This window comes from Phyllobacterium sp. YR620 (assembly GCF_900104165.1).
Lineage (GTDB): Bacteria > Pseudomonadota > Alphaproteobacteria > Rhizobiales > Rhizobiaceae > Phyllobacterium > Phyllobacterium pellucidum.
This window is the reverse complement of record NZ_FNJP01000005.1, coordinates 285,591-308,176: the sequence shown is the minus strand read 5'-3', so window position 1 is coordinate 308,176 and position 22,586 is coordinate 285,591. Positions and strand designations below refer to the sequence as shown.

General features: G+C 60.5%; 22 protein-coding genes. 21 read left to right on the top strand and 1 reads right to left on the bottom strand.

What is annotated here, in order from left to right:
* Window positions 1–43: 43 nt before the first annotated feature.
* From BLR72_RS17675 to BLR72_RS17585, 19 genes are all read left to right on the top strand, one after another.
* Window positions 44–2,056, top strand: a complete 2,013-nt coding sequence (locus BLR72_RS17675; protein ID WP_091950661.1) for a hydantoinase/oxoprolinase N-terminal domain-containing protein — start codon at window positions 44–46, stop codon at window positions 2,054–2,056.
* Window positions 2,057–2,163: 107 nt separating this feature from the next.
* Window positions 2,164–4,341 (top strand): malate synthase G, encoded by a 2,178-nt coding sequence (locus BLR72_RS17670; protein WP_091950659.1) that lies wholly within the window; start codon window positions 2,164–2,166, stop codon window positions 4,339–4,341.
* 10 nt (window positions 4,342–4,351) lie between these two features.
* Complete coding sequence (locus BLR72_RS17665; protein WP_091950657.1) at window positions 4,352–4,861, top strand: DUF3859 domain-containing protein; 510 nt, start codon at window positions 4,352–4,354, stop codon at window positions 4,859–4,861.
* A gap of 36 nt (window positions 4,862–4,897) precedes the next feature.
* Window positions 4,898–5,713, top strand: a complete 816-nt coding sequence (locus BLR72_RS17660) for a DUF2066 domain-containing protein (RefSeq protein ID WP_091950655.1) — start codon at window positions 4,898–4,900, stop codon at window positions 5,711–5,713.
* 55 nt (window positions 5,714–5,768) lie between these two features.
* On the top strand, window positions 5,769–5,969 hold the full coding sequence (locus tag BLR72_RS17655) for a type II toxin-antitoxin system VapB family antitoxin (protein WP_091950850.1): 201 nt from the start codon (window positions 5,769–5,771) through the stop codon (window positions 5,967–5,969).
* Between the two features lie 140 nt (window positions 5,970–6,109).
* On the top strand, window positions 6,110–6,793 hold the full coding sequence (gene tsaB / locus BLR72_RS17650; RefSeq protein WP_091950653.1) for a tRNA (adenosine(37)-N6)-threonylcarbamoyltransferase complex dimerization subunit type 1 TsaB: 684 nt from the start codon (window positions 6,110–6,112) through the stop codon (window positions 6,791–6,793).
* Window positions 6,790–7,293, top strand: a complete 504-nt coding sequence (gene rimI, locus BLR72_RS17645) for a ribosomal protein S18-alanine N-acetyltransferase (RefSeq protein WP_027230489.1) — start codon at window positions 6,790–6,792, stop codon at window positions 7,291–7,293. Before tsaB ends, rimI begins: the two co-directional genes overlap by 4 nt.
* A 1-nt stretch (window position 7,294) precedes the next feature.
* The gene (locus tag BLR72_RS17640; protein WP_091950651.1) at window positions 7,295–8,140 is read left to right on the top strand and encodes a lyso-ornithine lipid O-acyltransferase; all 846 of its coding nucleotides are present in this window, start codon (window positions 7,295–7,297) and stop codon (window positions 8,138–8,140) included.
* Between the two features lie 11 nt (window positions 8,141–8,151).
* On the top strand, window positions 8,152–9,591 hold the full coding sequence (gene miaB / locus BLR72_RS17635; RefSeq protein WP_091950648.1) for a tRNA (N6-isopentenyl adenosine(37)-C2)-methylthiotransferase MiaB: 1,440 nt from the start codon (window positions 8,152–8,154) through the stop codon (window positions 9,589–9,591).
* Window positions 9,592–9,618: 27 nt separating this feature from the next.
* Window positions 9,619–10,638, top strand: a complete 1,020-nt coding sequence (locus tag BLR72_RS17630) for a PhoH family protein (RefSeq protein WP_027230486.1) — start codon at window positions 9,619–9,621, stop codon at window positions 10,636–10,638.
* A 16-nt stretch (window positions 10,639–10,654) separates the two neighbouring features.
* Entirely contained in the window at window positions 10,655–11,152 is a 498-nt protein-coding gene (gene ybeY / locus BLR72_RS17625; RefSeq protein ID WP_228017156.1) for an rRNA maturation RNase YbeY, read from the top strand.
* Window positions 11,153–11,157: 5 nt separating this feature from the next.
* Window positions 11,158–12,243: a hemolysin family protein gene (locus BLR72_RS17620; RefSeq protein WP_091950646.1), complete on the top strand. Its 1,086-nt coding sequence runs from the start codon at window positions 11,158–11,160 to the stop codon at window positions 12,241–12,243.
* A 57-nt stretch (window positions 12,244–12,300) separates the two neighbouring features.
* A complete protein-coding gene (gene lnt / locus BLR72_RS17615; RefSeq protein ID WP_091950644.1) occupies window positions 12,301–13,890 on the top strand; it encodes an apolipoprotein N-acyltransferase in 1,590 nt (529 codons plus the stop codon).
* Window positions 13,891–13,990: 100 nt separating this feature from the next.
* On the top strand, window positions 13,991–14,401 hold the full coding sequence (locus BLR72_RS17610; RefSeq protein WP_027230482.1) for a helix-turn-helix domain-containing protein: 411 nt from the start codon (window positions 13,991–13,993) through the stop codon (window positions 14,399–14,401).
* A gap of 176 nt (window positions 14,402–14,577) precedes the next feature.
* On the top strand, window positions 14,578–15,843 hold the full coding sequence (gene metK, locus BLR72_RS17605) for a methionine adenosyltransferase (RefSeq protein WP_091950849.1): 1,266 nt from the start codon (window positions 14,578–14,580) through the stop codon (window positions 15,841–15,843).
* A 19-nt stretch (window positions 15,844–15,862) separates the two neighbouring features.
* A complete protein-coding gene (locus BLR72_RS17600) occupies window positions 15,863–16,561 on the top strand; it encodes a tRNA (guanine(46)-N(7))-methyltransferase TrmB (RefSeq protein WP_091950642.1) in 699 nt (232 codons plus the stop codon).
* 257 nt (window positions 16,562–16,818) lie between these two features.
* Complete coding sequence (locus tag BLR72_RS17595) at window positions 16,819–17,769, top strand: Bug family tripartite tricarboxylate transporter substrate binding protein (RefSeq protein ID WP_091919954.1); 951 nt, start codon at window positions 16,819–16,821, stop codon at window positions 17,767–17,769.
* Window positions 17,766–18,248 (top strand): tripartite tricarboxylate transporter TctB family protein, encoded by a 483-nt coding sequence (locus tag BLR72_RS17590; RefSeq protein WP_091950640.1) that lies wholly within the window; start codon window positions 17,766–17,768, stop codon window positions 18,246–18,248. The genes BLR72_RS17595 and BLR72_RS17590 overlap by 4 nt, the downstream gene beginning before the upstream one ends.
* A 14-nt stretch (window positions 18,249–18,262) precedes the next feature.
* Window positions 18,263–19,780 (top strand): tripartite tricarboxylate transporter permease, encoded by a 1,518-nt coding sequence (locus tag BLR72_RS17585; protein ID WP_027230477.1) that lies wholly within the window; start codon window positions 18,263–18,265, stop codon window positions 19,778–19,780.
* A gap of 29 nt (window positions 19,781–19,809) precedes the next feature.
* On the opposite strand, the gene BLR72_RS22545 is transcribed toward BLR72_RS17585, so the two are convergent.
* A complete protein-coding gene (locus tag BLR72_RS22545; RefSeq protein WP_175492391.1) occupies window positions 19,810–19,974 on the bottom strand; it encodes a hypothetical protein in 165 nt (54 codons plus the stop codon).
* 271 nt (window positions 19,975–20,245) lie between these two features.
* Here BLR72_RS22545 and rimP point away from each other — a divergent pair, with 271 nt between their 5' ends.
* Window positions 20,246–20,917 carry a ribosome maturation factor RimP gene (gene rimP, locus BLR72_RS17575; RefSeq protein WP_091950636.1) on the top strand — a complete coding sequence of 224 codons (672 nt, stop codon included), beginning with the start codon at window positions 20,246–20,248 and terminating at the stop codon, window positions 20,915–20,917.
* 51 nt (window positions 20,918–20,968) lie between these two features.
* Window positions 20,969–22,573 (top strand): transcription termination factor NusA, encoded by a 1,605-nt coding sequence (nusA, locus tag BLR72_RS17570; protein ID WP_027230474.1) that lies wholly within the window; start codon window positions 20,969–20,971, stop codon window positions 22,571–22,573.
* Window positions 22,574–22,586: the final 13 nt, after the last annotated feature.

Below are 22,586 nucleotides of genomic sequence, written 5' to 3'. Positions count from 1 at the left end.
CCGGCGTCATGCGCTAACCCTGCCTCGAACAAGGCAGGACATCATGGCAGACATCACTGAAACGGCAATCTTTCTCGGCATCGATACGGGCGGCACCTATACGGATGCGGTGCTGTGGTCGGAAAGAGATGGCGTTATCGCGAAAGCCAAGGCGCTGACGACCCGGCATGATCTCAGCGTCGGCATTGGCGGCGCCGTCGAGCGTATCGTTGAAGAAACCGCGATTCGCCCAGCGGATATTCGCCTCGTCTCCATGTCGACGACACTCGCAACCAATGCGCTCGTCGAAGGGCAGGGGGGCCGCATCGCCCTTGTCATGATCGGGTTCTCGCAAGCGGATCTCGAAAAGGCGGACCTCAAGACCGCGCTTGGATCCGACCCGGTCGTCTTCGTCCCCGGCGGTCACGATGTCTATGGCAGGCCGCAACTGCTCGATACGGCTGCTCTCTGCGAGGCGCTGCCAAACCTCGCCCGTGAAGTGACAGGATTCGCCATCTGCGCCTATTTTGCGGTCCGCAATCCCGAACATGAGATCGCTGTGCGCGATCTCATCCGCAACGTGACCGGGCTCCCCGTCACCTGCAGTCATGAACTCTCCGCCAAGCTGAATGGACCGCGCCGGGCGCTCACGACGGTCCTCAACGCACGCCTGATCGCAATGATCGACCGGCTCGTGGCGGCGACGGAAGGGTTTCTCGACCGCAGCGGCATCCACGCCCCCTTGATGGTGGTCCGTGGTGACGGTGCACTCGTCACTGCGGCTTTTGCGCGCCACCGTCCGATCGAGACGATCCTCTCCGGCCCCGCTGCCAGCCTGGTCGGGGCGCGTCATATGACCGGACTCGACAACGCCATCGTTTCGGACATTGGCGGCACGACAACCGATGTCGCCGTGCTTGACAAGGGCCGTCCACGGCTCGATCCGAATGGCGCGACGGTCGGCGGCTTTCGTACGATGGTGGAAGCGGTGGCGATGCGCACCTTCGGCCTCGGTGGCGATTCCGAAGTGTCGCTCGACGATAATGCCATGGCACCAAGCATCAAGCTTGGACCGCGCAGGCTGGTGCCGCTGTCGCTGCTTGCTGCCAACCACGGCGAGAGCGTGCTTGCCCACCTTGAGCGTCAGGTCAAGGCAGCCAATGTCGGGCGGCTCGACGGCCGTTTCGCCCTGCGCACGGGGGTGCCCGCCCAACTCGCTTCCGGCCTGAGCAAGAGCGAAGCCGAACTTTACGAGCGCATAACCAGCGCGCCGCAGCCGCTCGACCGGCTTCTCGCTTCGATTTCACAGGCTGCGACCGTCAATCGCCTCGTTGCCCGCGGTCTGGTTCATGTGTCCGGCTTTACGCCTTCGGATGCGTGCCACGTGCTCGGCCTGCAGGGCAATTGGAACGCGGATGCCGCGCGCTACGGTGCGATCCTTTATGCCCGGCGCAAGGATGGCGCCGGACGTCCCCTCTGCGATACGCCCGAGGAAGTGGCGCATCGCACCTATGACGCCCTGATACGGCGCTCGTCCGAGGTCGTCCTGGAGACGGCATTTGCCGAAGACGAGCTTGACGGGCCGGAGACGGCTGCGAGCCCTCTTGTCCAGCGTGCGCTGTCGGGCGACGGGCGCATCGCCGGCGTCAAACTCGCCATCGACCGGCCGATCATTGGTCTCGGCGCCTCGGCTCCGGTCTATTACCCCGCTGTCGGCGCTATGCTTGGAGCAGAGTGCGTTGTCCCTACCGATACGGATGTTGCCAATGCGCTCGGCGCCGTCGTCGGTCAGGTGCGGGTTTCGGTGGAAGCGCATGTCAGCCAGCCGGCCGAGGGCGTATTCCGGGTGATGGCCGGCGAAGTGTTGAAGGATTTGCCCTTCGAGGAGGATGCTATCGCCTTTGCAGAAACCGTCTTGCGCCAACAAGTTTCCGACCTTGCCCTGCAAGCAGGTACCGACGAAGGCCAGATCGTTGTTTCAAGGGACATCAGCGCCGCAACAGTCGAAGATCAGCGCAAATTCATCGAGGCAGTGCTTATCGCCACAGCTTCCGGCAGGCCCAGAATCGCGCATTAAGTTTGATTTTATCCGCTACGGCACAAATCCTGTGCACTATTGATGAATTGACGGGGAATGCTTCTATATGATCAAGGGTAGGATCACGTAAAGACGAGGAACCGATCATGAGCGAAAGCATCGAAATCAATGGCTTGAAGGTAGCGAAGGAGCTCTATGACTTCGTGGTCGATGAGGCCATCCCGGGAACGGGCGTCGATGCGACGAAGTTCTGGGCCGGCTTTGCGCAGATCGTCAGCGACCTTGCGCCAAAAAACCGCAAACTTCTGGCCAAGCGCGATGCATTCCAGGCGAAGCTCGACGCCTTCTACAAGGAAAAGCGCGACAGCGGATACAGCCAGGAAGAATACGAGGCGTTCCTCAAGGAAATCGGCTACCTCCTGCCGGAAGGTGGCGCCTTTACGGTGACGACAGATAATGTCGATCCGGAAATCGCAGTCATTGCCGGTCCCCAGCTGGTCGTACCCGTCATGAATGCGCGCTATGCCCTCAATGCCGCCAATGCGCGTTGGGGCTCGCTCTATGACGCCCTTTACGGAACCGACGCCATATCGGACGATGGCGGAGCCGAGAAGGGCAAGGCATTCAATCCGGCGCGCGGTGCGAAGGTCATCGCATGGGCGAAAGCGTTTCTTGATGAAAGCGCCCCGCTGGCAGGTGCACAATGGGCCGATGTCACGGGCCTCGCCATCGAAGGCGGCAAGCTGGTGCTGACGGCAAACGACAAAAAGGTGCAACTCGTCGACGCTGCCCAGTTCGCGGGCTATCGCGGCGAACCCACGAGCCCGACGTCAGTGTTGCTCGTCAAGAATGGTCTCCACGTCGAGATCGTCATCAACGCCGACCATCCCATCGGCAAGACCGACCCTGCGCATATCGCCGACGTGGTTCTCGAGTCCGCGGTAACGACGATTCAGGACTGCGAGGATTCCGTCGCCGCTGTCGATGCGGAAGACAAGGTCGTCGTCTATCGCAACTGGCTGGGCCTGATGAACGGCGACCTTTCCGATACGTTCGAGAAGGGCGGCAAGACCGTTACACGCAAGCTCAACCCTGACCGCGAATATATTGGCCCGGACGGTCAGAAGCTTGCATTGCCGGGCCGCTCGCTGATGCTTGTCCGCAATGTCGGGCACCTGATGACCAACCCTGCCATCCTCGACCGTGACGGCAACGAGGTTCCCGAGGGCATCATGGACGCGGCCATCACCACGCTCGCCGCCCTGCATGACATCGGCAAGGGCGGTCGCCACATGAATTCCCGCGCCGGCTCGGTCTATGTAGTCAAGCCGAAGATGCACGGACCGGAAGAAGTCGCGTTTGCGGCGGAGTTGTTCGGCCGGGTCGAAGCGCTGCTTGGCCTTCAACCGAATACGATCAAGATGGGCATCATGGACGAGGAACGTCGCACCACGGTGAACCTCAAGGAGGCGATCCGCGCCGCCAGGGAACGCGTCGTGTTCATCAATACCGGTTTCCTCGACCGCACCGGCGATGAAATACACACCTCCATGGAGGCGGGTCCGATGATCCGCAAGGGTGACATGAAGCAGGCGTCGTGGATCGGCGCCTATGAGAACTGGAACGTCGATGTCGGTCTCGAATGCGGCCTCTCCGGCCATGCGCAGATCGGTAAGGGCATGTGGGCCATGCCCGACCTCATGGCCGCCATGCTCGAGCAGAAGATCGCGCATCCAAGGGCCGGTGCAAATACCGCCTGGGTGCCGTCGCCGACCGCAGCGACGCTGCACGCCACTCACTATCACAAGGTCAATGTGGCCGAGGTTCAGGCCAAACTGAAGCAGCGCGCGCGGGCAAAGCTCAGTGACATCCTCTCGGTTCCGGTCGCATCGCGGCCGAACTGGACGCCGGAAGACATCCAGCACGAACTCGACAACAATGCCCAGGGCATCCTCGGCTATGTCGTGCGCTGGGTGGACCAGGGCGTCGGCTGCTCGAAGGTGCCTGACATCAATAATGTCGGCCTGATGGAAGACCGTGCGACGCTGCGCATATCCGCGCAGCACATCGCCAACTGGCTGCACCACGGCGTTGCCGGCGAAAAGCAGGTGCTGGACACGCTCAAGCGCATGGCCGCGATCGTTGATGAACAAAATGCTGGAGACCCGCATTATCAGCCGATGGCCGCCGATTTTGATGGCTCCGTGGCATTCCAGGCCGCCTGCGACCTCGTCTTCAAGGGCCGCGAACAGCCGAACGGTTATACGGAACCGGTCTTGCATCGTCGCCGCCTCGAACTGAAAGCCAAGGCAAAGGCGGCATAGACGGGAAACAATGGAAACTTTCCGCCGCGTCTTGCTTGCTGGGGCCATCGTTTTGATGGCCGGACCGGTTGGCGCGGCGGAAGAACCTGTCATTGAGATTGTCGATTGGGGCCTGACCGCAGCAAAAGAAGTTGGTTCCGAGGTTTCGCCGGATACGCCGACGGGCATCAATCGCCTCGTCGAAGGACCGGTCGATGTGACGCGAGCGAACGAAATTCACGCCTGTATCGGAACGAGCTTCGGCATTGTCTATCGGGCAGCCTATACCGGCGAGGCGTCTGTGGTTCCGATTAAGGTCGTTGTGGATCATCCGCTCATCAGGACCCCGGACGGCCGGGCGATGGAACACAGCAGCTGGCCGGACAGTGCCATCCTCGCCCGCCGCTACGCCGGCTGGGTGTTTGAAGAAAATTTCGAGCTGGTGCCTGGCCGCTGGAAAATCTCGCTGCGGGACCTTGCGGGGAGCGAGCTCGCATCTAAGACCTTCACCGTTTCGACTGGGAGCTGCCCCATTTCCTGATAGAATACCGAAAAAATCTGGAGGGTGTTGGCCGCGATGTTTCGCCAGTGGGGTCCGATCGGTCTGTTATTGACCGTCTTGCTCGCACGCGGTGCGGCGCTGGCCGCCAGCGGCGATCTCTATCAGGCAAGCGCAGTCGTTTCGGGGCAGGGCGAAGCCAGCCGGTCAATCGGGCTTGCGCAGACTTTCGAGGATGTGCTCGTCAAGGTCTCTGGCGACCCACGGCTGATGGGCGACCCGAAGGTCGCGGCGCTGAAACAGCAGGCGGCGCAGTTCGTCGCGACCTATCAGTATCGCGACCGCATGTCAGGCGTGCCGATCCATGACGAGCAAGGGACCTATGACCGGCCGCATGATCTGACCGTCAGCTTCGATCCGGCCAGGATCGATGCGCTGTTGCATTCGCTCGGACGAAAAGCCTGGCTTGATCCGCGCCCGCGTATCGTCGTCTTTCTCGATGTTGTCGGACGAAAGGAAAGTTTCGCGCTCGCTGAGGATGGTTGGAAGGAGCCGGAAATGAACAGTTCGCTGGCAGCGGCCGCCGGGAAGGTCGGCTTGCCCGTGGCCTTGCCCACTGTTGCGCAACTCACAAAGTACGAACTGAGCGTCGAGACACTGCCGAGCGCCCAACTTTCCGCGCTCGATGGCGCGGCGCGCGATGCCGGGGGCGACGTCGCGCTTGCCGGAGATCTGTGCTGGAGCGATGCAGCACTCGGGTGGATCGCCGATTGGCGTATAGACTATCTTGGCACGCACTATAAATGGCAGATCGAAGGCGTTGGCTTCGACGATGCGTTTCGCAATGGCATGCGTGGCGCAGCGCAGATATTGTCAGGGAACGGGCCGCCGTAGCCGGCATTGTTTGCGGCATCATTTGATGCTGATAATGTGCCTTCTGGAGGCGATGATGCGAACTACAATTGCTTTGGACGACGAACTGATTGAAAAAGCCCGGGCCTATACCGGATTAAATGAGAAGTCGGCCTTGGTTCGCGAAGCGCTTCGCGCTTTAATTGAGCGGGAAAGCGCGCGCCGCCTTGCTCGTCTCGGCGGAAGCATGCCCGATCTAGATATTACGCCTCGCCGCCGGCCCGACCACTTAAAATGATCGACCCATATTGACGTGTCGACGAGATAAATCAGTAAGGACGCAAATCTGACCTGACTGACCTGAACTCGCAGCGAATGAAGGAATGCACTCACCGCGCCCACTTGTTTGCTGGCTGATTCTTGTTTAGGCGAAGGCGCATGAAATTGCTTGCGCTCGATACCGCTGCCAATCTGTGCTCCGTTGCCGTTTTCGATGTCGAAACGGGAGTGGTGCTGGCTTCGAACAGCGAGGATATCGGCAAAGGTCATGCCGAGCGGCTAATGGGCGCAATCGAGCAGACTTTGCAGGGCGCGGCCGTAGAACTTATAGACATCAGCAGGATTGCTGTCAGCGTCGGCCCCGGTTCGTTTACCGGCGTTCGGGTGGGGGTCTCGACGGCACGCGGCTTTGCGCTTGTGCTTAAATGCCAGGTTATCGGCATCAGCACGTTGCAGGCGCTCGCCTTCGACGGTGCCCGAACCTTTCCCGGAAGACCGGTCCTGTCCATCATCGATGCCCGGCGCGACGAGGTCTACGCCCAATTCTACGGCAAAGACGGGGTGGCAATATCCAAACCGATGGTGACGGATTTGCCGGCAATATTGGATGAATTGGCCGGGCGTGACATGGTGCTTTCCGGCTCCGGCGCTCTGCTCGTCAATGAGGGGCGGGATAAGCCCTTCGATGTCGCAACAACGGAAGCGACTGGAAGCATCGAGGCCTTTGCCCGCCTTGGCGCGGCAGGCGAGGCCCCGGCGGAGGCGCCGAAGCCGCTCTATCTGCGCGGTCTCGACGTCAAGCCGCAGCAGGGTTTCGTCATGCAGAGGAAGGTAACCGAATGATCGGCTTTCCGTTCGACAATCTGCGTCCGCGCAGTTTCGTCATCGAGCCGCTCGCGCGCGCCGACGCTGCCGCGATCGCGAATATTCACGGACTGACCTTCCGCCAGCCATGGAGCGATGAAGATTTTCACGCTCTCCTGGTCGATGAGAATGTGTTTGGGTTCGTCGCCCGCGAGGAGGGCAATCGCCGCGCCCAGCCGGGCGGCTTCGTTCTCGCGCGCCTGGTGCTGGATGAAGCCGAAATATTGACGATTGCCGTCGCGCCCGCAGCACAGCGGCGGGGCCTTGGCCATGCCTTGATGGATGCGATCCTCCGCCATCTCCACAATGCGCGCGCAAGCATGCTTTTTCTGGAAGTCGACGAACTCAATGGCCCCGCCGTTGCGCTTTACCGCCGCCTCGGCTTTAAGCAGGTCGGAAAGCGGCCGGGATATTACGAAACGTCGAGCGGCCGCTCATCGGCCCTGACGATGCGCCGCGATCTCAAGCCGGGACGTTGAAATGGCCTGGTTGCGCTTCGCCCTGACGTCCACCGTCTTCGTTCTCGCGATTATTCTGCTGGTGCCGGCGCAATTCGTCTTTCTGAAGACAGGTGTCGGGCCAAGCGCCAGGACCCCAATGCTATTTCACCGCATCGTATGCCGCCTGCTTGGCTTCCGCATCCATGTTCATGGCGATATGGCAAAAGGCCGTCCGCTGCTTCTGGCCGCCAACCATACGTCGTGGACCGACATCGTCATTCTCGGCTCGCTGCGCAAGATGGCCTTCATTGCCAAGGCAGAGGTGGCGAAGTGGCCGCTCTTCGGCATGCTCGCCAAGCTGCAACGCACTGTCTTCATCGAGCGGGAGAAACGCGGCAAGACTCACCATCAGGCGAGCGAAATCGCGCTGCGCCTTGCCGCGGGCGATGCCATGGTGCTTTTCGCCGAGGGTACGACTTCCGATGGCAACCGCGTATTGCCCTTCAAGACTTCGCTCTTCGGCGCGGCGCAAGTGGCAATTCGCGATACCGATGCCGAAACCGTGACCGTGCAACCCGTGGCCGTCGCCTATACGCGCATCCATGGCATGCCGATGGGGCGCACCCATCGTCCGATCGTCGCGTGGCCGGGCGATGTCGCACTTGGGCCGAGCCTCATAGGCCTTCTGAAGGAGGGCGCAGTCGATGTCGACGTCTGGTTCGGCGAGCCGGTGGTGATCGATGCCAGGAGCGACCGCAAGGCATTGGCGCGAACGGCCGAAGAGCGCGTGCGCGCCATGGTGCACACCTCGCTGATGGGACGCGACTACCTCGACGCGTCGGAAAGCGACGCCGAGCCTATTCTCAAGGCGGTCAAAAACGGCTAGAAGCCTCGCCCATGGACGATATCAGTATCAATCACGAGCCGGAGACCGCTTCCGGAGCAACGACGCATTCGCCGGCGCAGCCGAACACGCGCAAGGTCTTTGTGAAGACCTATGGCTGCCAGATGAACGTCTACGACAGCCAGCGCATGGCCGACAGCCTTGCCGCCGAGGGCTATAGCCAGACCAACAGCGCCGAAGACGCAGATCTGGTGCTCATCAACACTTGCCACATCCGCGAGAAAGCTTCGGAAAAGCTTTACTCGGCGCTCGGGCGGCTGCGCAAGATGAAGGATGCGCGCGCCAGCGAAGGCCGCGAATTGACCGTCGGGGTCGCGGGATGCGTCGCGCAGGCTGAGGGCAACGAAATCACCCGCCGTGCACCGGTCGTCGATCTGGTGGTCGGACCGCAAACCTATCACCGGCTGCCGCAGGCGCTGGCGCGGGTGCGCCAGGGCGAGCGCGTCGTCGAGACCGAGTATGCGGTCGAGGACAAGTTCGACCACTTGCCGGCGCCGCCCAAGGAGCAGACCCGGAGCCGCGGCGTCACCGCTTTCCTCACGGTCCAGGAAGGTTGCGACAAGTTCTGCACCTTCTGCGTCGTGCCGTATACGCGCGGCTCGGAAGTGTCGCGGCCGGTCGCCCAGATTGTAAAGGAAGCCGAGAAACTTGCCGATGCGGGCGTGCGCGAACTGACGCTCCTAGGGCAAAATGTGAATGCCTGGCACGGCGAAGGCGCCGACGGGCGCGAATGGGGACTTGGCGAACTTCTCTACCGCCTTGCCGAAATCCCCGGCATTGCCCGTCTGCGCTATGTCACCAGCCACCCGCGCGACATGGATGATACCCTGATCGAGGCGCACCGCGATCTCGATATGCTTATGCCCTATCTGCATCTTCCCGTTCAGTCGGGCTCCGATCGCATCCTCAAGGCGATGAACCGCAAGCATACGGGCGAGGGCTATTTGCGGCTTATCGAGCGCATCCGCCAGGCACGGCCGGATATTGCGCTATCGGGCGATTTCATCGTCGGCTTCCCCGGGGAGACCGAAGAAGATTTCGAGGCGACGATGCAGATCGTACGGGACGTGACATACGCTGCCGCCTATTCGTTCAAATATTCGCCGCGCCCCGGCACTCCCGGCGCCGACATGGAGGATCACGTCGAGGAAAGCGTCAAGGATGAACGGTTGCAGCGGTTGCAGAACCTCCTCACGGAACAGCAATATGCGTTTCAGCGCAGCCTCATCGGCAAAAACATGGATGTTCTGATCGAAAAGGCTGGCCGCCTGCCCGGACAGATGGTCGGACGATCTCCCTGGTTACAACCTGTAATTATCGATGTACACGGCGGTCGAATCGGCGACATTATCAATGTACGAATCATCGACACGGGCACGAACAGCCTGATTGGCGTGCGGGAGATGAACTCGCAGAGGAATGGGACTATATAGGGCTGAACACTTCTTTAGGAGAGCCGTTTGAACGCCACCGAAAAGCTGAAACCCGCTCCCTCAGGGGCCTCGGATCTGGCCCATATCGTACTGACATTCGACAATAACCGTTTGGCAAGCGCGCTTTTCGGTCAATTCGATGAAAATCTCGCCCGTATAGAACAAAAGCTTGGCGTCGATGTCCGCTCGAAAGGCAACCAGCTTGCCATTCGCGGTGAACCCACTGCAACTGAGCAGGCGCGCCGGACGCTCGACCATCTCTACGAGCAATTGCAGAAGGGACATGATATTTCTGCTTCCGATGTCGATGGCGCGCTGCGCATGGCGATCGCCGCCGACGATCAGTTGACGCTCCCGACCATGGAAAACAAAAGCAAGATGGCTGCTGCCCAGATATCGACCCGCAAGAAGACGATTTTCGCGCGGACGCCGACGCAGGACGCCTATATGCGCGCGCTCGACCGGTCTGAACTGGTCTTCGGCGTCGGGCCGGCGGGCACGGGCAAGACCTATCTTGCCGTCGCCCATGCCGCGATGCTGCTTGAGCGCGGCCTTGTCGACCGCATTATTCTTTCGCGTCCGGCAGTCGAAGCAGGCGAACGTCTCGGCTTCCTGCCCGGCGACATGAAGGAAAAAGTCGATCCCTATCTGCGCCCGCTCTATGATGCGCTCTATGACATGATGCCGGCTGACAAGGTCGAGCGGGCTATTGCCGCCGGGGTCATCGAAATCGCCCCACTCGCCTTCATGCGAGGGCGCACGCTTGGCCATTCTGCCATCATTCTCGATGAAGCGCAGAATACGACATCGATGCAGATGAAGATGTTTCTGACGCGCCTTGGTGAAAATGCCCGCATGATCATCACCGGCGATCCAAGCCAGATCGATCTGCCGCCCGGCCAGAAGTCGGGTCTCGTGGAAGCCTTGCGTATCCTCGATGGCGTCAGCGGTATCGTGACCGTGCGCTTCACGGATGTCGACGTGGTCCGCCATCCGCTGGTTGCGGCAATCGTACGGGCCTACGACAAGGAAGGCGCGAAGCCCTGAGCTTGGCGACACGATCGTGATCGATATCGACATATTGGTGGAAACGGAAGGCTGGGCCGACGAGTCCAGCCTTCGCCAGTTATCGGCAAGCGCGATCGCGGCCGCCTGGGACGAGCTTGACGGCGGCGAGCAGCCGGTGAGCGAACTCAGCCTTGTCTTTACCGACGACGCCGCGATCAGGGAACTGAACAGCGACTGGCGGGACAAGGACAAGCCGACCAACGTGCTGTCGTTTCCGGCATTCACCCTCAAACCGGGACAGAAGCCGGGGCCCATGCTTGGCGATATCGTCATTGCCCGCGAAACCGTGGCGCGGGAAGCCTCCGATGAGGAAAAGCCTTTCGACCACCATCTGACCCATCTTGTTGTGCATGGATTTCTGCATCTCCTGGGGTATGATCACCTCTCCGATGCGGAAGCCGAGGAAATGGAGGGATTGGAGCGCAAAATTCTGGCGCGTCTTGCAATCCCGGACCCATATGCGCTATCCGTCATTGACGATCAATCCGATTGAGGACCATGTCTGACACGTCGCACCAGAACGATCCTGCCGCGCCTGCACGAGGGGTTACGGGGCAGGAGAGTGATGCCGAAGGGCAAAGTAGCACCAGAGCGCAAGGCCCAGAAAAGCGCTCGCTCCTTTCAACCATATTTCCTTTCCTGCGCGCCCGCCCGGGCACGACCTTGCGAGAAGATCTCGACGCGGCGCTGGCGGAAGATCATAGTGGCGACACGGCGTTTTCGCCGGAAGAACGCGCCATGCTGCACAATATTCTGCGGCTGCGCGAATTGCGCGTCGAGGATGTGATGATCCCCCGCGCCGATATTGAGGCAGTCGATATATCAACGACTCTCGGCGATCTCCTCGAAGTATTCGAGAAATCCGGCCATTCGCGCATGCCGGTCTTTTCCGAAACGCTCGATGACCCTCGCGGCATGGTCCATATCCGCGATGTGGTGAATCACATAACCCGGAGTTCGCGCGTAAAGGCGCCGCGGCGTGGTGCCGCTCGCGCTAAACCGCCCGTGTCGGCGAAGCTTGATCTGTCCCATGTCGATCTTGGCAAGACGATTGCAGACCTCAGCCTAATGCGGCCAATTCTCTTCGTTCCGCCGTCCATGCTTGCCAACGACCTGATGGCACGCATGCAGGCGCAGCGTATTCAGATCGCACTCGTCATCGATGAGTATGGCGGCACCGATGGGCTGGTATCGCTCGAGGACATCGTCGAGATGGTGGTCGGCAATATCGAGGACGAGCACGACGACGACGAGGTTATGATCGTCGAGGAGCCAGAAGGCGTTTTCGTTGCCGATGCACGCGCCGACCTCGATGAAGTGTCGCAGAAAATAGGGCCTGCTTTTGTCGTCGGCGAGCACGGTGAGGACGTCGATACGGTCGGCGGCTTGATCTTCTCGATCCTCGGCCGCATCCCGGTTCGCGGCGAGATGCTGCAGGCCGTCCCCGATTATGAATTCCATGTGCTTGAGGCCGATCCACGCCGCATTCGCAAGGTGCGCATCGTGCCCCTGCGCCATGCGGACCGCCGACCGCGCACCGTACGGCAGGATGCAGCAGACCAACCCGCAGAAACGGACGAATGATTGACGCAAGCCTCACCTTTTAAGACTGACGTCAAATCGGAAGTCGTGGGGCAGGGCATGATCGAGCGTCTGGCCGGAACAATCATTCTCGTGTCGGGCTGGAAGCGTATCCTGCTGGCGTTTCTCATGGGCGGGCTCGCAAGCTTTGCCTTGCCGCCCTATGATTTCTTTGCGGTCTGTCTCGTTTCGTTTCCCGTATTGGTCTGGCTGATCGATGGCGCTGTCGACAATGCTGACGCCGGCCCCATCCGCCGCCTGCTTCCGGCCGCCATGGTCGGCTGGTGGTTTGGCTTCGGCTATTTCGTGCTTGGCCTCTGGTGGATCGGCAACGCGCTCCTCGTCGATGCGGAGAATTTCGCCTGGGCCGTGCCTCTCGCCATTCTTGGCCTGCCTGCGGTTCTCGCGATCTTCTATGCCCTTGCCGCCGCGATCGCCCGCCTGTTGTGGAGCGACGGACTGGGGCGAATTTTCGCGCTGGCCGTCGGATTTGGCATTGCCGAGTGGCTGCGCTCATTTGTGCTCACGGGATTCCCCTGGAACGCCATAGGCTACGCGGCGATGCCCGTACCACTGCTCATGCAGTCGTCGGTGATCGTCGGCCTTCTTGCAATGAACGTGCTTGCCGTGATCGTCTTCGCCATGCCGGCTCTGCTTTCGGGCCGCCGCGATCTGAAGACCGGACTGGGGCTCGCACTGCTCCTCGTTGCCGCGCATGTGGGCTATGGCGCCTGGCGGCTGTCGACGGCGATGGTCGATGCAAAAGGGCCGCTCGTGCGTATCGTCCAACCTTCGATCGAGCAGGATCTGAAATGGGACGATGACGCGCGGCGCAGTATCTTCGACCAGCATCTCGCCCTGACGGCGCAAACGCCGAAGGACCGCAAGCCGAAGCCGCAGATCATTGTCTGGCCGGAAACGGCTGTTCCATACGTCCTGCCGCAGTCGCCGGAAGTGCTCGGTGCGATTGCCGACAAGCTCGACGACGGCCAGATCCTGCTCGCCGGGGCCGTCCGCATGGAGAGTAGGGGCGAAGGGGTAGACCCCCTCTATTATAACGCGATCTATGCCATTAACAGCGATGGTGAAATCATTGGCGCCGCCGACAAGGTCCATCTCGTGCCTTTCGGCGAGTATGTGCCGATGGAGAATGTACTGCGCAGGCTGGGCGTGAGTGAAGTCGTGGAACTTCCGGGCGGCTTTAGCGCTGCCTCGAGCCGTCGCTCGCTGGCCGTGAAGGATGGTTTCCAAATCCTGCCGCTCGTTTGCTACGAAGCGATCTTCCCGGCAGAAATGGGCTATGATGGCCCGCGCGCCGACGCGATCGTCAACGTCACCAACGACGCCTGGTATGGCGATACGCCCGGTCCCTACCAGCATTTTCGCCAGGCGCAATTGCGCGCGGTGGAACAAGGCCTGCCGATGATCCGGGCGGCGAATAACGGGCTTTCGGCGACCGTCGACCCCTATGGCCGCATTATCGACGGGCTCGCGCTGGATGCCGTGGGTGTGGCGGATTCCATCCTGCCGTCAAAGGTGGCGCTACCGCTTGGTGAGCGCGCTCGCAAGCTGCAATTTCCGATTGTGTTGGGGCTTGCTTTGCTTGCAACGCTAGCGTATTTTTCGCGCCAGAGGACAAGGGTTGGTTGACATTTTAAGCCCTGTCCTGTCAATGATGCCCCATTTGGTGCGTTGATACATTAGTGATAAAATTCTTTTTTAGTTCAATTTAAATACGAATGAGATTTTCATGTCTGATAATAAGAAGAGACCAAATCCGGTGGATGTACATGTTGGCGCAAGGATTCGATTGCGTCGCAATATGATCGGTTTGAGCCAGGAAAAGCTTGGCGACAGCCTCGGAATAACCTTTCAGCAAATCCAGAAGTACGAGAAGGGGATGAACCGCGTCGGTGCCAGCAGGTTGCAGGCGATCGGCAATGTTCTCAACGTTCCCGTAACGTTTTTCTTCGACGACATGCCCGGGCAGGATGACAAGCCCAAGGGGTTCGACGAGGAGAGCGAGACGACCTATGTGGTCGGTCTGCTGAACAGTTCCGAAGGGATTCAGCTTGCGCGGGCCTTTGCCAAGATCACCGATGCCAAGGTCAGGCGCAAAATTCTCGATCTCGTGCGTACACTCGGCCTAGAGGAAGATTGATTTCATCGACGCATTACGCCTTTTGGGGGCGGAAGGGGGCGGGAAAAAAATTCCCGGTCCCCCGAATGTTTGAAAATGAAAGCAATTGACTGATCCACTTTGGCTTGGCAAAGACTATGCGGCCCAGACTGGACTTGGTCTGGTGGGCTTTCGTTTGCTTTCAAGAGGGGTTCCCCGTGACACGCAGTTCTTATCTTTTTACCAGTGAGTCCGTATCGGAAGGACATCCAGACAAGGTCTGTGACCGCATCTCCGACGAAATCGTCGACATGATCTATAAAGAGGCAAAGAAGACGGGCGTTGACCCGTGGACTGTGCGAATTGCTTGCGAGACCCTGGCAACCACCAATCGCGTGGTCATTGCCGGTGAAGTACGTGTTCCGGACACGCTGTTGAAGAAAGACAAGAGCGGCGTAGTGGTAAAGGACGCCAAGGGGCATCCAGTCATCAATCCTTCCCGCTTCCGCGCTGCGGCACGCCGCGCCATCCGCGATATCGGCTACGAGCAGGACGGCTTCAACTGGAGGACGGCCAAGATTGACGTCCTCCTGCATCCGCAGTCGGCCGACATTGCCCAGGGCGTCGACAATGCATCCGACCGCCAGGGCGAAGAGGGCGCCGGCGACCAGGGCATCATGTTCGGCTACGCCTGCCGCGAGACCCCTGACCTGATGCCGGCACCGATCTATTATTCCCACAAGATCCTCGAGATTCTTGCTGCTGCACGTCATAAGGGTGAAGGCGATGCCGCCAAGCTCGGCCCGGATGCGAAAAGCCAGGTGACCGTGCGCTATGTCGACGGCGTTGCCGCCGAGACGACGCAGATCGTGCTTTCGACCCAGCATCTGGATGAAAGCTGGGACTCGAAAAAGGTTCGCAAGGTCGTCGAGCCCTATATCCGTGAAGCGCTGGGTGATCTCAAGATCGCCGACGATTGCGCCTGGTACATCAACCCGACGGGCAAGTTCGTCATCGGCGGTCCCGATGGCGACGCTGGCCTGACCGGCCGCAAGATCATCGTCGACACCTATGGCGGTGCTGCGCCGCATGGCGGCGGCGCTTTCTCGGGCAAGGACACGACCAAGGTCGACCGTTCCGCTGCCTATGCAGCCCGCTATCTTGCCAAGAATGTCGTCGCTGCCGGCTTTGCCGATCGCTGCACCATCCAGCTTTCCTACGCCATCGGCGTGGCGCAGCCGCTGTCGATCTATGTCGATCTGCACGGCACGGGCAAGGTGAAGGAAGATGCGGTTGAGGAAGCGCTGCGCAAGGTCATGGACCTTTCGCCATCGGGTATCCGTAAGCATCTCGACCTCAACAAACCGATCTATGCCAAGACGTCGGCCTACGGTCATTTCGGTCGCAAGCCCGGCCGCGATGGGTCCTTCTCGTGGGAGAAGACCGATCTCGCCAAGCAATTGAAGTCAGTACTGGCCGTCTGAGCGGCCAGCATTGCCTACCATGACCGAGCCAAGGCGAGAACGTTCCACAGAAGCATTCTTCGGCAGAAGAGCCGGCAAGACGCTTCGCCCGATGCAGCGAGCCATTCGTGACGAGTTGCTGCCGCTCCTCAAGCTCGATCTTGGTTCACCTGCACCTGACGACCTCCGCACTTTGTTTACTGCGGAGGTCGACGCAGTGCGGATGGAAATCGGCTTCGGGGGCGGCGAACATCTGCTGCACGAAGCAGCACGGCATCCGAAGGCCGGATTCATCGGCGTCGAGCCCTTCGTCAACAGTATGGCGAAGCTGGTGGTCGATCTCCATGACGAGCCGTTGCGGAACATCCGCCTCTATGATGACGACGCGACGCAAGTGCTCGACTGGCTGCCGGAAGCCTCGCTCAACGGCATAGACCTCTTCTACCCCGATCCGTGGCCGAAGAAGAAACACTGGAAGCGGCGTTTCGTCAGCCAGAAAAACCTCGACCGCTTTGCCCGGGTCCTGAAGCCCGGCAGCAAATTCCGCTTCGCCTCCGACATAGATACCTACGTCAATTGGACATTGCAGCATTGCCGGGCCCATGGCGGGTTCGATTGGCAGGCTGAAAACGCGGCCGACTGGCATACGCCCTACGAGGCCTGGCCGGGCACGCGTTACGAACAGAAGGCGCATCGCGAGGGCCGGATCGGCGCCTATCTGACATTCGTCAGGGTCTAGAGCAGGTCCTGAACGGTTCTGTTAAGGCAAGAAACGCTGTGATCGGCCGACCGGCCGCCATTTCGCGTGACAGCTTCCTGACAGTTTTCTAGTATCATTTCGACGGTGAGGAGACCGCTGGGAGGCTGTCAGCTTTTATTGTTGAGCGTTTGGATTTGACTGACCGTCAATTCAGAGGCTCGATTGTCGATATCTTCCCGCGACCTCGAAATCGATAGGCGCAGATGGCTGATGGCCGTCATGGGAGGAACTATATAATGCGTAAGATATTGCTCGCTTTTGTTGCAGCCGGGGCGCTGGCGCTTTCCGGTCAGGCCTTTGCGGCCGACTACAAGATAATGGCGCCGGCAGCGCCGGGCGGTGGTTGGGACCAGACCGCGCGCACCTTGCAGACGGCCCTGCAGGACGAGAAGATTTCCGGCAGCGTTCAGGTCGTGAATGTCCCGGGCGCGGGCGGCACGATTGGCCTCGCACAGTTCGCAAATTCGGCCAAGGGTGATCCTTCGCAGCTGATCGTCGGCGGCTACGTCATGGTCGGCGCGATTCTCACCAATGCATCGCCCGTTACGCTCGATCAGGTGACGCCAATCGCCCGCCTGACCGGCGAATATGAGGCGCTGGTTGTGCCGGCGGCATCGCCCATCAAGTCGATGGCCGATCTCGTTGCCAAGCTTAAGGCTGACCCCGGCTCAGTATCCTGGGGCGGTGGCTCGGCAGGTGGTACCGACCACATCACTGCAGGCCTCATCGCCAAGGCGGCCGGCGTCGATCCGACCAAGGTCAACTACATCGCATTCTCCGGTGGCGGTGAAGCCTTGGCAGCTATTCTTGGCGGCCAGGTGACCGTTGGTATTTCCGGCTACGGCGAATTTGAATCGCAGATCAAGGCGGGTCAGCTGCGCATCATCGGCATTTCCAGCGAACAGAAGGTCGAAGGCATCGATGCGCCGACCTTCAAGGAAGGCGGCGTCGACGTCGCGATCCAGAACTGGCGCATGGTCGCCGCGGCTCCCGGCATCTCGGCCGAGCAGGAAGCTGCGATCAATGCCGATATCGAAAAGCTGGTGAAGTCGAAGACCTGGCAGGAGCAGCTGAAGGCCAAGGGCTGGGCTGACACCTATCTCGCCGGTGACGCATTCAAGGCGCAGCTGGCGAAGGATACCGAGGCAACCTCCACGATCCTGAAAGACATTGGTCTCGTCAAATGACGCAACAGCCACCGAGCACCGAAACGCGCCGCCCTGACCGGGCGGCGCTGGTTATCGCAGCCGTTCTGGCAATCATTGCGGCTGTGATCGTCTACAGCACTGCCACCGCCCGTGGCGGCAGCGCGACCCGGATCGGTCCCGGAGCATTTCCCTATGCAATCGCTGCGTGCCTCTTTGTTTTGGCGATCTGGACGGCGTTTGAAGCGGTTCGCGGTGATTTTCCCGAACGGGAAGAACAACAGGTTGGCCCGATCGTCTGGATCGTTGGCGGCCTCGCGACGCAGATGCTGCTCCTTCACATTGCCGGATTTGCCATTGCGACAGGCCTGCTCTTTGCAGCGACTGCGCGGGGATTCGGACGTGGACCGCTCTGGCTCACCATTCCTGTCGGCATTGTTCTGTCTTTCGTTATCTGGGTCATCTTCGCCAAGGGACTGCAATTGTCGCTGCCCGCGGGACCCCTTGAACGCCTCATTTAGAAGCAGGTTCGGCTATGGATAGTTTTACTCTTCTGGCAAATGGTTTCGCCGTTGCCCTGCAGCCGCTCAATCTGCTCTATGCGTTGATCGGCGTAACACTCGGCACTGCCGTCGGCGTTCTTCCCGGCATCGGACCGGCGCTTACCGTGGCGCTTCTGCTTCCCGTTACCTACAAGCTCGATCCAGCCGGCTCGCTGATTATGTTCGCCGGCATCTACTATGGCGGCATGTATGGTGGCTCGACGACGTCGATCCTGCTGAACACGCCCGGCGAAAGCGCCTCGATCGTCACTGCGCTCGAGGGCAACAAGATGGCGCGGGCCGGGCGCGGTGGTCCGGCGCTCGCGACAGCTGCTATCGGTTCGTTCGTTGCAGGCTTCATAGCGACGATGGCGCTGGCGCTGATTGCGCCGACCATCGTCAAGTTCGCGCTGTCGTTCGGCCCAGCTGAATATTTTGCCCTGATGATCCTTGCCTTCATGACGGTCTCGGCCGCTTTCGGCGATTCGACGTTGCGCGGCTTGACGGCACTGTTCCTCGGCCTTGCGATGGGACTTGTCGGCATCGACCTGCAAACCGGGCAGGCGCGTCTCGCCTTCGGCATTCCGGATCTTCTCGACGGCATCGAGGTGACGACACTCGCGGTCGCGCTTTTTGCCATCGGCGAAACCCTGGCCGTTGCCGCCTCGCGCACCACGGCTGAAGAGAAGATCGAGCCGGTCAAGGGCTCGGTGTGGATGAGCCGCGAGGATTGGTCGCGTTCGTGGAAACCATGGCTGCGCGGAACCGCCATCGGCTTCCCGATTGGCGCCATGCCAGCCGGCGGTGCCGAGATCGGCACGTTCCTGTCCTATTCGGTGGAAAAACAGCTGGCAAAACGGCCGGAGGAGTTTGGCAAGGGCGCTATTGAAGGCGTGGCCGGTCCGGAGGCCGCCAATAATGCATCCGCCGCCGGTACGCTCGTACCACTTCTGACGCTTGGCCTGCCGACGAGCGCGACGGCGGCGATCATGCTCGCCGGCTTCCAGCAGTTCGGCCTGCAGCCAGGACCGCTCTTGTTTGCGAACAATCCGCAGATCGTCTGGGGTTTGATTGCGAGCCTGCTCGTTGCCAACTTCATGCTGCTGGTCTTGAACCTGCCGCTTGTCGGGCTGTGGGTACGATTGCTGTCGATCCCACGGCATTGGCTCTATGCCGGCATCCTGGTTTTCGCGACGCTTGGCACGATTGGGGCAAACCCATCGACCTTCGAGCTCGGCATGCTCCTGGCCTTCGGCGTGCTCGGCTATGTGCTGCGTCTCTTCGGCTATCCGATCGCGCCAGTCGTCGTCGGGCTAATCCTCGGACCGATGGCCGAGCAGCAGCTTCGCCGCGCTCTTGCCATCAGCCAGGGCGATCCGACGGTGCTCGTGCACTCGCCGATCGCGGTGATACTGCTGCTGCTTGCAGTCTGCGCCGTCGTGGTGCCGCTCATCATGCGGGCACGCGGCAAAGGCAAGGTCCTGTCGGCCCTCGCGGCTAACGAGGACTGATCAGCGTCATCGATGATCCGCCGGGACTGTTAGGTCCGGTGGATCGCGTTGAACTGAACCGGATCGATGCCGAGCGCACGCAGATCCGATGCGGCCGGCTGGTAGCCGGTGCGCGTGGCCGATGCCACGGCGACAGCGCTGCCCCATACATTGAAGAAGCGGCCGATCCTGCTGGTTTCATTTTTCCTGATCATTTTTTCCATCCTTCTCGCATCCATGCTGCGATGCCACAAAGATAGGATCGCTGAGCCTTCGCCGTTAGGCCCGCTGCTGCAAGGCAGCCATGCGCAAATGCATTGCAATGCACGTTGCCGTGTACCAGGAGATGAAATGCGTCTCGGCGCTTGAAACCTTAACGGCAATTCGGTATATAGAAGTCATATTCTTGGTCGATAGAACAGGAGTGGGTCCAGACCGGTCCCGCTCTTTTTTGTTTCTTAAGGCCGAAACAAGGAACATTTCTGCGTGACTGAAAGCGCCAATACACAACAGGAAGCAGCCGCAAGCGGCGCGACCGACGAGCGGATCATTACCGAAACCGGGGTTGATGCGCGCGTCGCCGGTATCATCGAGCCGGTCCTTACTTCGATAGGCTTCCGGCTGGTCCGGGTCCGTCTGACGGGCCTTAACGGCTTGACACTGCAGATCATGACCGAGCGCAATGACGGCACCATGACCGTCGAGGATTGCGAACTGGTCAGCCGCACCTTGTCGCCGGTGCTCGATGTCGAGGATCCGATCGATCGCCACTACCATCTCGAGGTTTCATCGCCCGGCATCGATCGCCCGCTGGTCCGCAAGTCGGATTTCACCACCTGGGCCGGTCATATCGTCAAGGTCGATACCTCGGCGGTCCACCAGGGGCGCAAGAAGTTTCGCGGCCGCATCGCTGCGGTATCTGATGAAGCGGTTACCGTCGAAAGCGATCAGGCAAGCTATGGCGACAGTCCAGTGGTCGAAATCCCGTTCGAATTGATCGCGGATGCGCGGCTGGTATTGACCGACGACCTTATCCGCGACGCGCTGCGGCGTGACAAGGATCTGCGCGAAGGCCGCATCGCGGATGACGACGCGGACGCGGCTGAAGCGAGCGACGCGACGCCCGCCGCCGACCAGGAACAAACAAAGAAGAATTGATCTTTCATACGCCAGCGGGAGAAGCGCGGCGGTGAACCCAAGGAGAAGAAAATGGCAGTCAGTGCTAACAGGCTAGAACTTCTGCAGATCGCTGACGCGGTAGCGCGCGAGAAGTCAATTGACCGCGAGATCGTCATTGCGGCAATGGCCGATGCCATCCAGAAGGCCGCCCGCTCGCGTTATGGCCAGGAAACCAACATCCGCGCCGACATCAATGCCAAGACCGGCGAAATCAAGCTGCAGCGCCTTCTTGAAGTGGTCGATGCGGTAGAAGACCCGGTCACCCAGATCGGCATGGATGCCGCGCGCGACCGCAATCCCGATGCGCAGGTTGGCGATTTCCTTGCCGATCAGCTGCCGCCGATGGATTTCGGCCGTATTGCCGCCCAGTCGGCCAAGCAGGTCATCGTGCAAAAGGTTCGCGAAGCCGAGCGCGATCGTCAGTATGACGAGTACAAGGATCGTGTCGGCGAAATCATCAACGGCAGCGTCAAGCGCGTCGAATACGGCAATGTGATCGTCGATCTCGGCCGCGGTGAAGCCATTATCCGCCGCGACGAACTCATCCCCCGCGAGACCTTCCGCTATGGCGACCGCGTCCGCGCTTATGTCTACGACGTGCGCCGCGAACAGCGCGGCCCGCAGATCTTCCTGAGCCGCACGCATCCGCAATTCATGGCAAAGCTTTTCACCATGGAAGTGCCGGAAATCTATGACGGCATCATCGAAATCAAGTCGGTTGCCCGTGATCCGGGTTCGCGCGCCAAGATCGCCGTGATCTCGCGCGATTCGTCCATCGACCCCGTCGGCGCTTGCGTCGGCATGCGCGGTTCGCGCGTTCAGGCGGTCGTCGGCGAGTTGCAGGGCGAGAAGATCGACATCATTCCGTGGTCGCCGGAGCCTGCATCCTTCATCGTCAACGCGCTGCAGCCGGCCGAAGTCGCCAAGGTTGTTCTCGATGAAGATGCCGAACGTATTGAAGTTGTGGTCCCGGATGACCAACTATCACTTGCGATCGGTCGTCGTGGCCAGAACGTCCGCCTTGCTTCACAGCTGACAGGCTGGGATATCGACATCCTCACCGAGCAGGAAGAATCCGAGCGCCGCCAGAAGGAATTCGTCGAACGTTCGAACCTCTTCATGGAGGCGCTGGACGTCGATGAAATGGTCGGCCAGGTTCTTGCTTCCGAGGGCTTTGCCAGCGTCGAGGAAATTGCCTACGTCGATAGCGACGACATTTCCTCCATCGACGGCTTCGACGAGGAAACGGCGGCTGAAATCCAGCAGCGCGCCCAGGAATACCTTGCCCGCATCGAAGAAGAGCGGGATGTGCGCCGCAAGGAACTCGGTGTTTCCGACGAATTGCGCGATCTGCCGGGAATGACGAATGCCATTCTCGTTGCGGTCGGTGAAGACGGCGTCAAGACGGTCGAGGATTTCGCAGGCTATGCGGTCGACGAACTCACCGGCTGGCGCGAACGCAAGGATGGCGAAACGGTCAACTACCCCGGCATCCTGTCGCAGTTTGATGTCAGCCGCGCTGATGCGGAACAAATGGTCCTCGCCGCGCGTCTGAAGGCAGGCTGGATCACGGAAGAGGACCTTGCTGTGGAAGAGGCGGCGGAAGCCACCTCCGACGAAGAGGTTGCCGGCTGACCTTCGATCCCGA

What these genes read in the sequence shown, in the direction of transcription:
- rimI (WP_027230489.1), top strand. Translation starts at nt 6,790, where the DNA reads ATGATCGGCTTTCCGTTCGACAATCTGCGTCCGCGCAGTTTCGTCATC.
- BLR72_RS17590 (WP_091950640.1), top strand. Translation starts at nt 17,766, where the DNA reads ATGACGCAACAGCCACCGAGCACCGAAACGCGCCGCCCTGACCGGGCG.
- BLR72_RS17595 (WP_091919954.1), top strand. Translation starts at nt 16,819, where the DNA reads ATGCGTAAGATATTGCTCGCTTTTGTTGCAGCCGGGGCGCTGGCGCTT.
- nusA (WP_027230474.1), top strand. Translation starts at nt 20,969, where the DNA reads ATGGCAGTCAGTGCTAACAGGCTAGAACTTCTGCAGATCGCTGACGCG.
- BLR72_RS17670 (WP_091950659.1), top strand. Translation starts at nt 2,164, where the DNA reads ATGAGCGAAAGCATCGAAATCAATGGCTTGAAGGTAGCGAAGGAGCTC.
- BLR72_RS17600 (WP_091950642.1), top strand. Translation starts at nt 15,863, where the DNA reads ATGACCGAGCCAAGGCGAGAACGTTCCACAGAAGCATTCTTCGGCAGA.
- BLR72_RS17585 (WP_027230477.1), top strand. Translation starts at nt 18,263, where the DNA reads ATGGATAGTTTTACTCTTCTGGCAAATGGTTTCGCCGTTGCCCTGCAG.
- BLR72_RS17640 (WP_091950651.1), top strand. Translation starts at nt 7,295, where the DNA reads ATGGCCTGGTTGCGCTTCGCCCTGACGTCCACCGTCTTCGTTCTCGCG.
- BLR72_RS17665 (WP_091950657.1), top strand. Translation starts at nt 4,352, where the DNA reads ATGGAAACTTTCCGCCGCGTCTTGCTTGCTGGGGCCATCGTTTTGATG.
- BLR72_RS17675 (WP_091950661.1), top strand. Translation starts at nt 44, where the DNA reads ATGGCAGACATCACTGAAACGGCAATCTTTCTCGGCATCGATACGGGC.
- lnt (WP_091950644.1), top strand. Translation starts at nt 12,301, where the DNA reads ATGATCGAGCGTCTGGCCGGAACAATCATTCTCGTGTCGGGCTGGAAG.
- BLR72_RS17610 (WP_027230482.1), top strand. Translation starts at nt 13,991, where the DNA reads ATGTCTGATAATAAGAAGAGACCAAATCCGGTGGATGTACATGTTGGC.
- miaB (WP_091950648.1), top strand. Translation starts at nt 8,152, where the DNA reads ATGGACGATATCAGTATCAATCACGAGCCGGAGACCGCTTCCGGAGCA.
- BLR72_RS17655 (WP_091950850.1), top strand. Translation starts at nt 5,769, where the DNA reads ATGCGAACTACAATTGCTTTGGACGACGAACTGATTGAAAAAGCCCGG.
- BLR72_RS17660 (WP_091950655.1), top strand. Translation starts at nt 4,898, where the DNA reads ATGTTTCGCCAGTGGGGTCCGATCGGTCTGTTATTGACCGTCTTGCTC.
- BLR72_RS22545 (WP_175492391.1), bottom strand. Translation starts at nt 19,974, where the DNA reads ATGATCAGGAAAAATGAAACCAGCAGGATCGGCCGCTTCTTCAATGTA.
- BLR72_RS17620 (WP_091950646.1), top strand. Translation starts at nt 11,158, where the DNA reads ATGTCTGACACGTCGCACCAGAACGATCCTGCCGCGCCTGCACGAGGG.
- tsaB (WP_091950653.1), top strand. Translation starts at nt 6,110, where the DNA reads ATGAAATTGCTTGCGCTCGATACCGCTGCCAATCTGTGCTCCGTTGCC.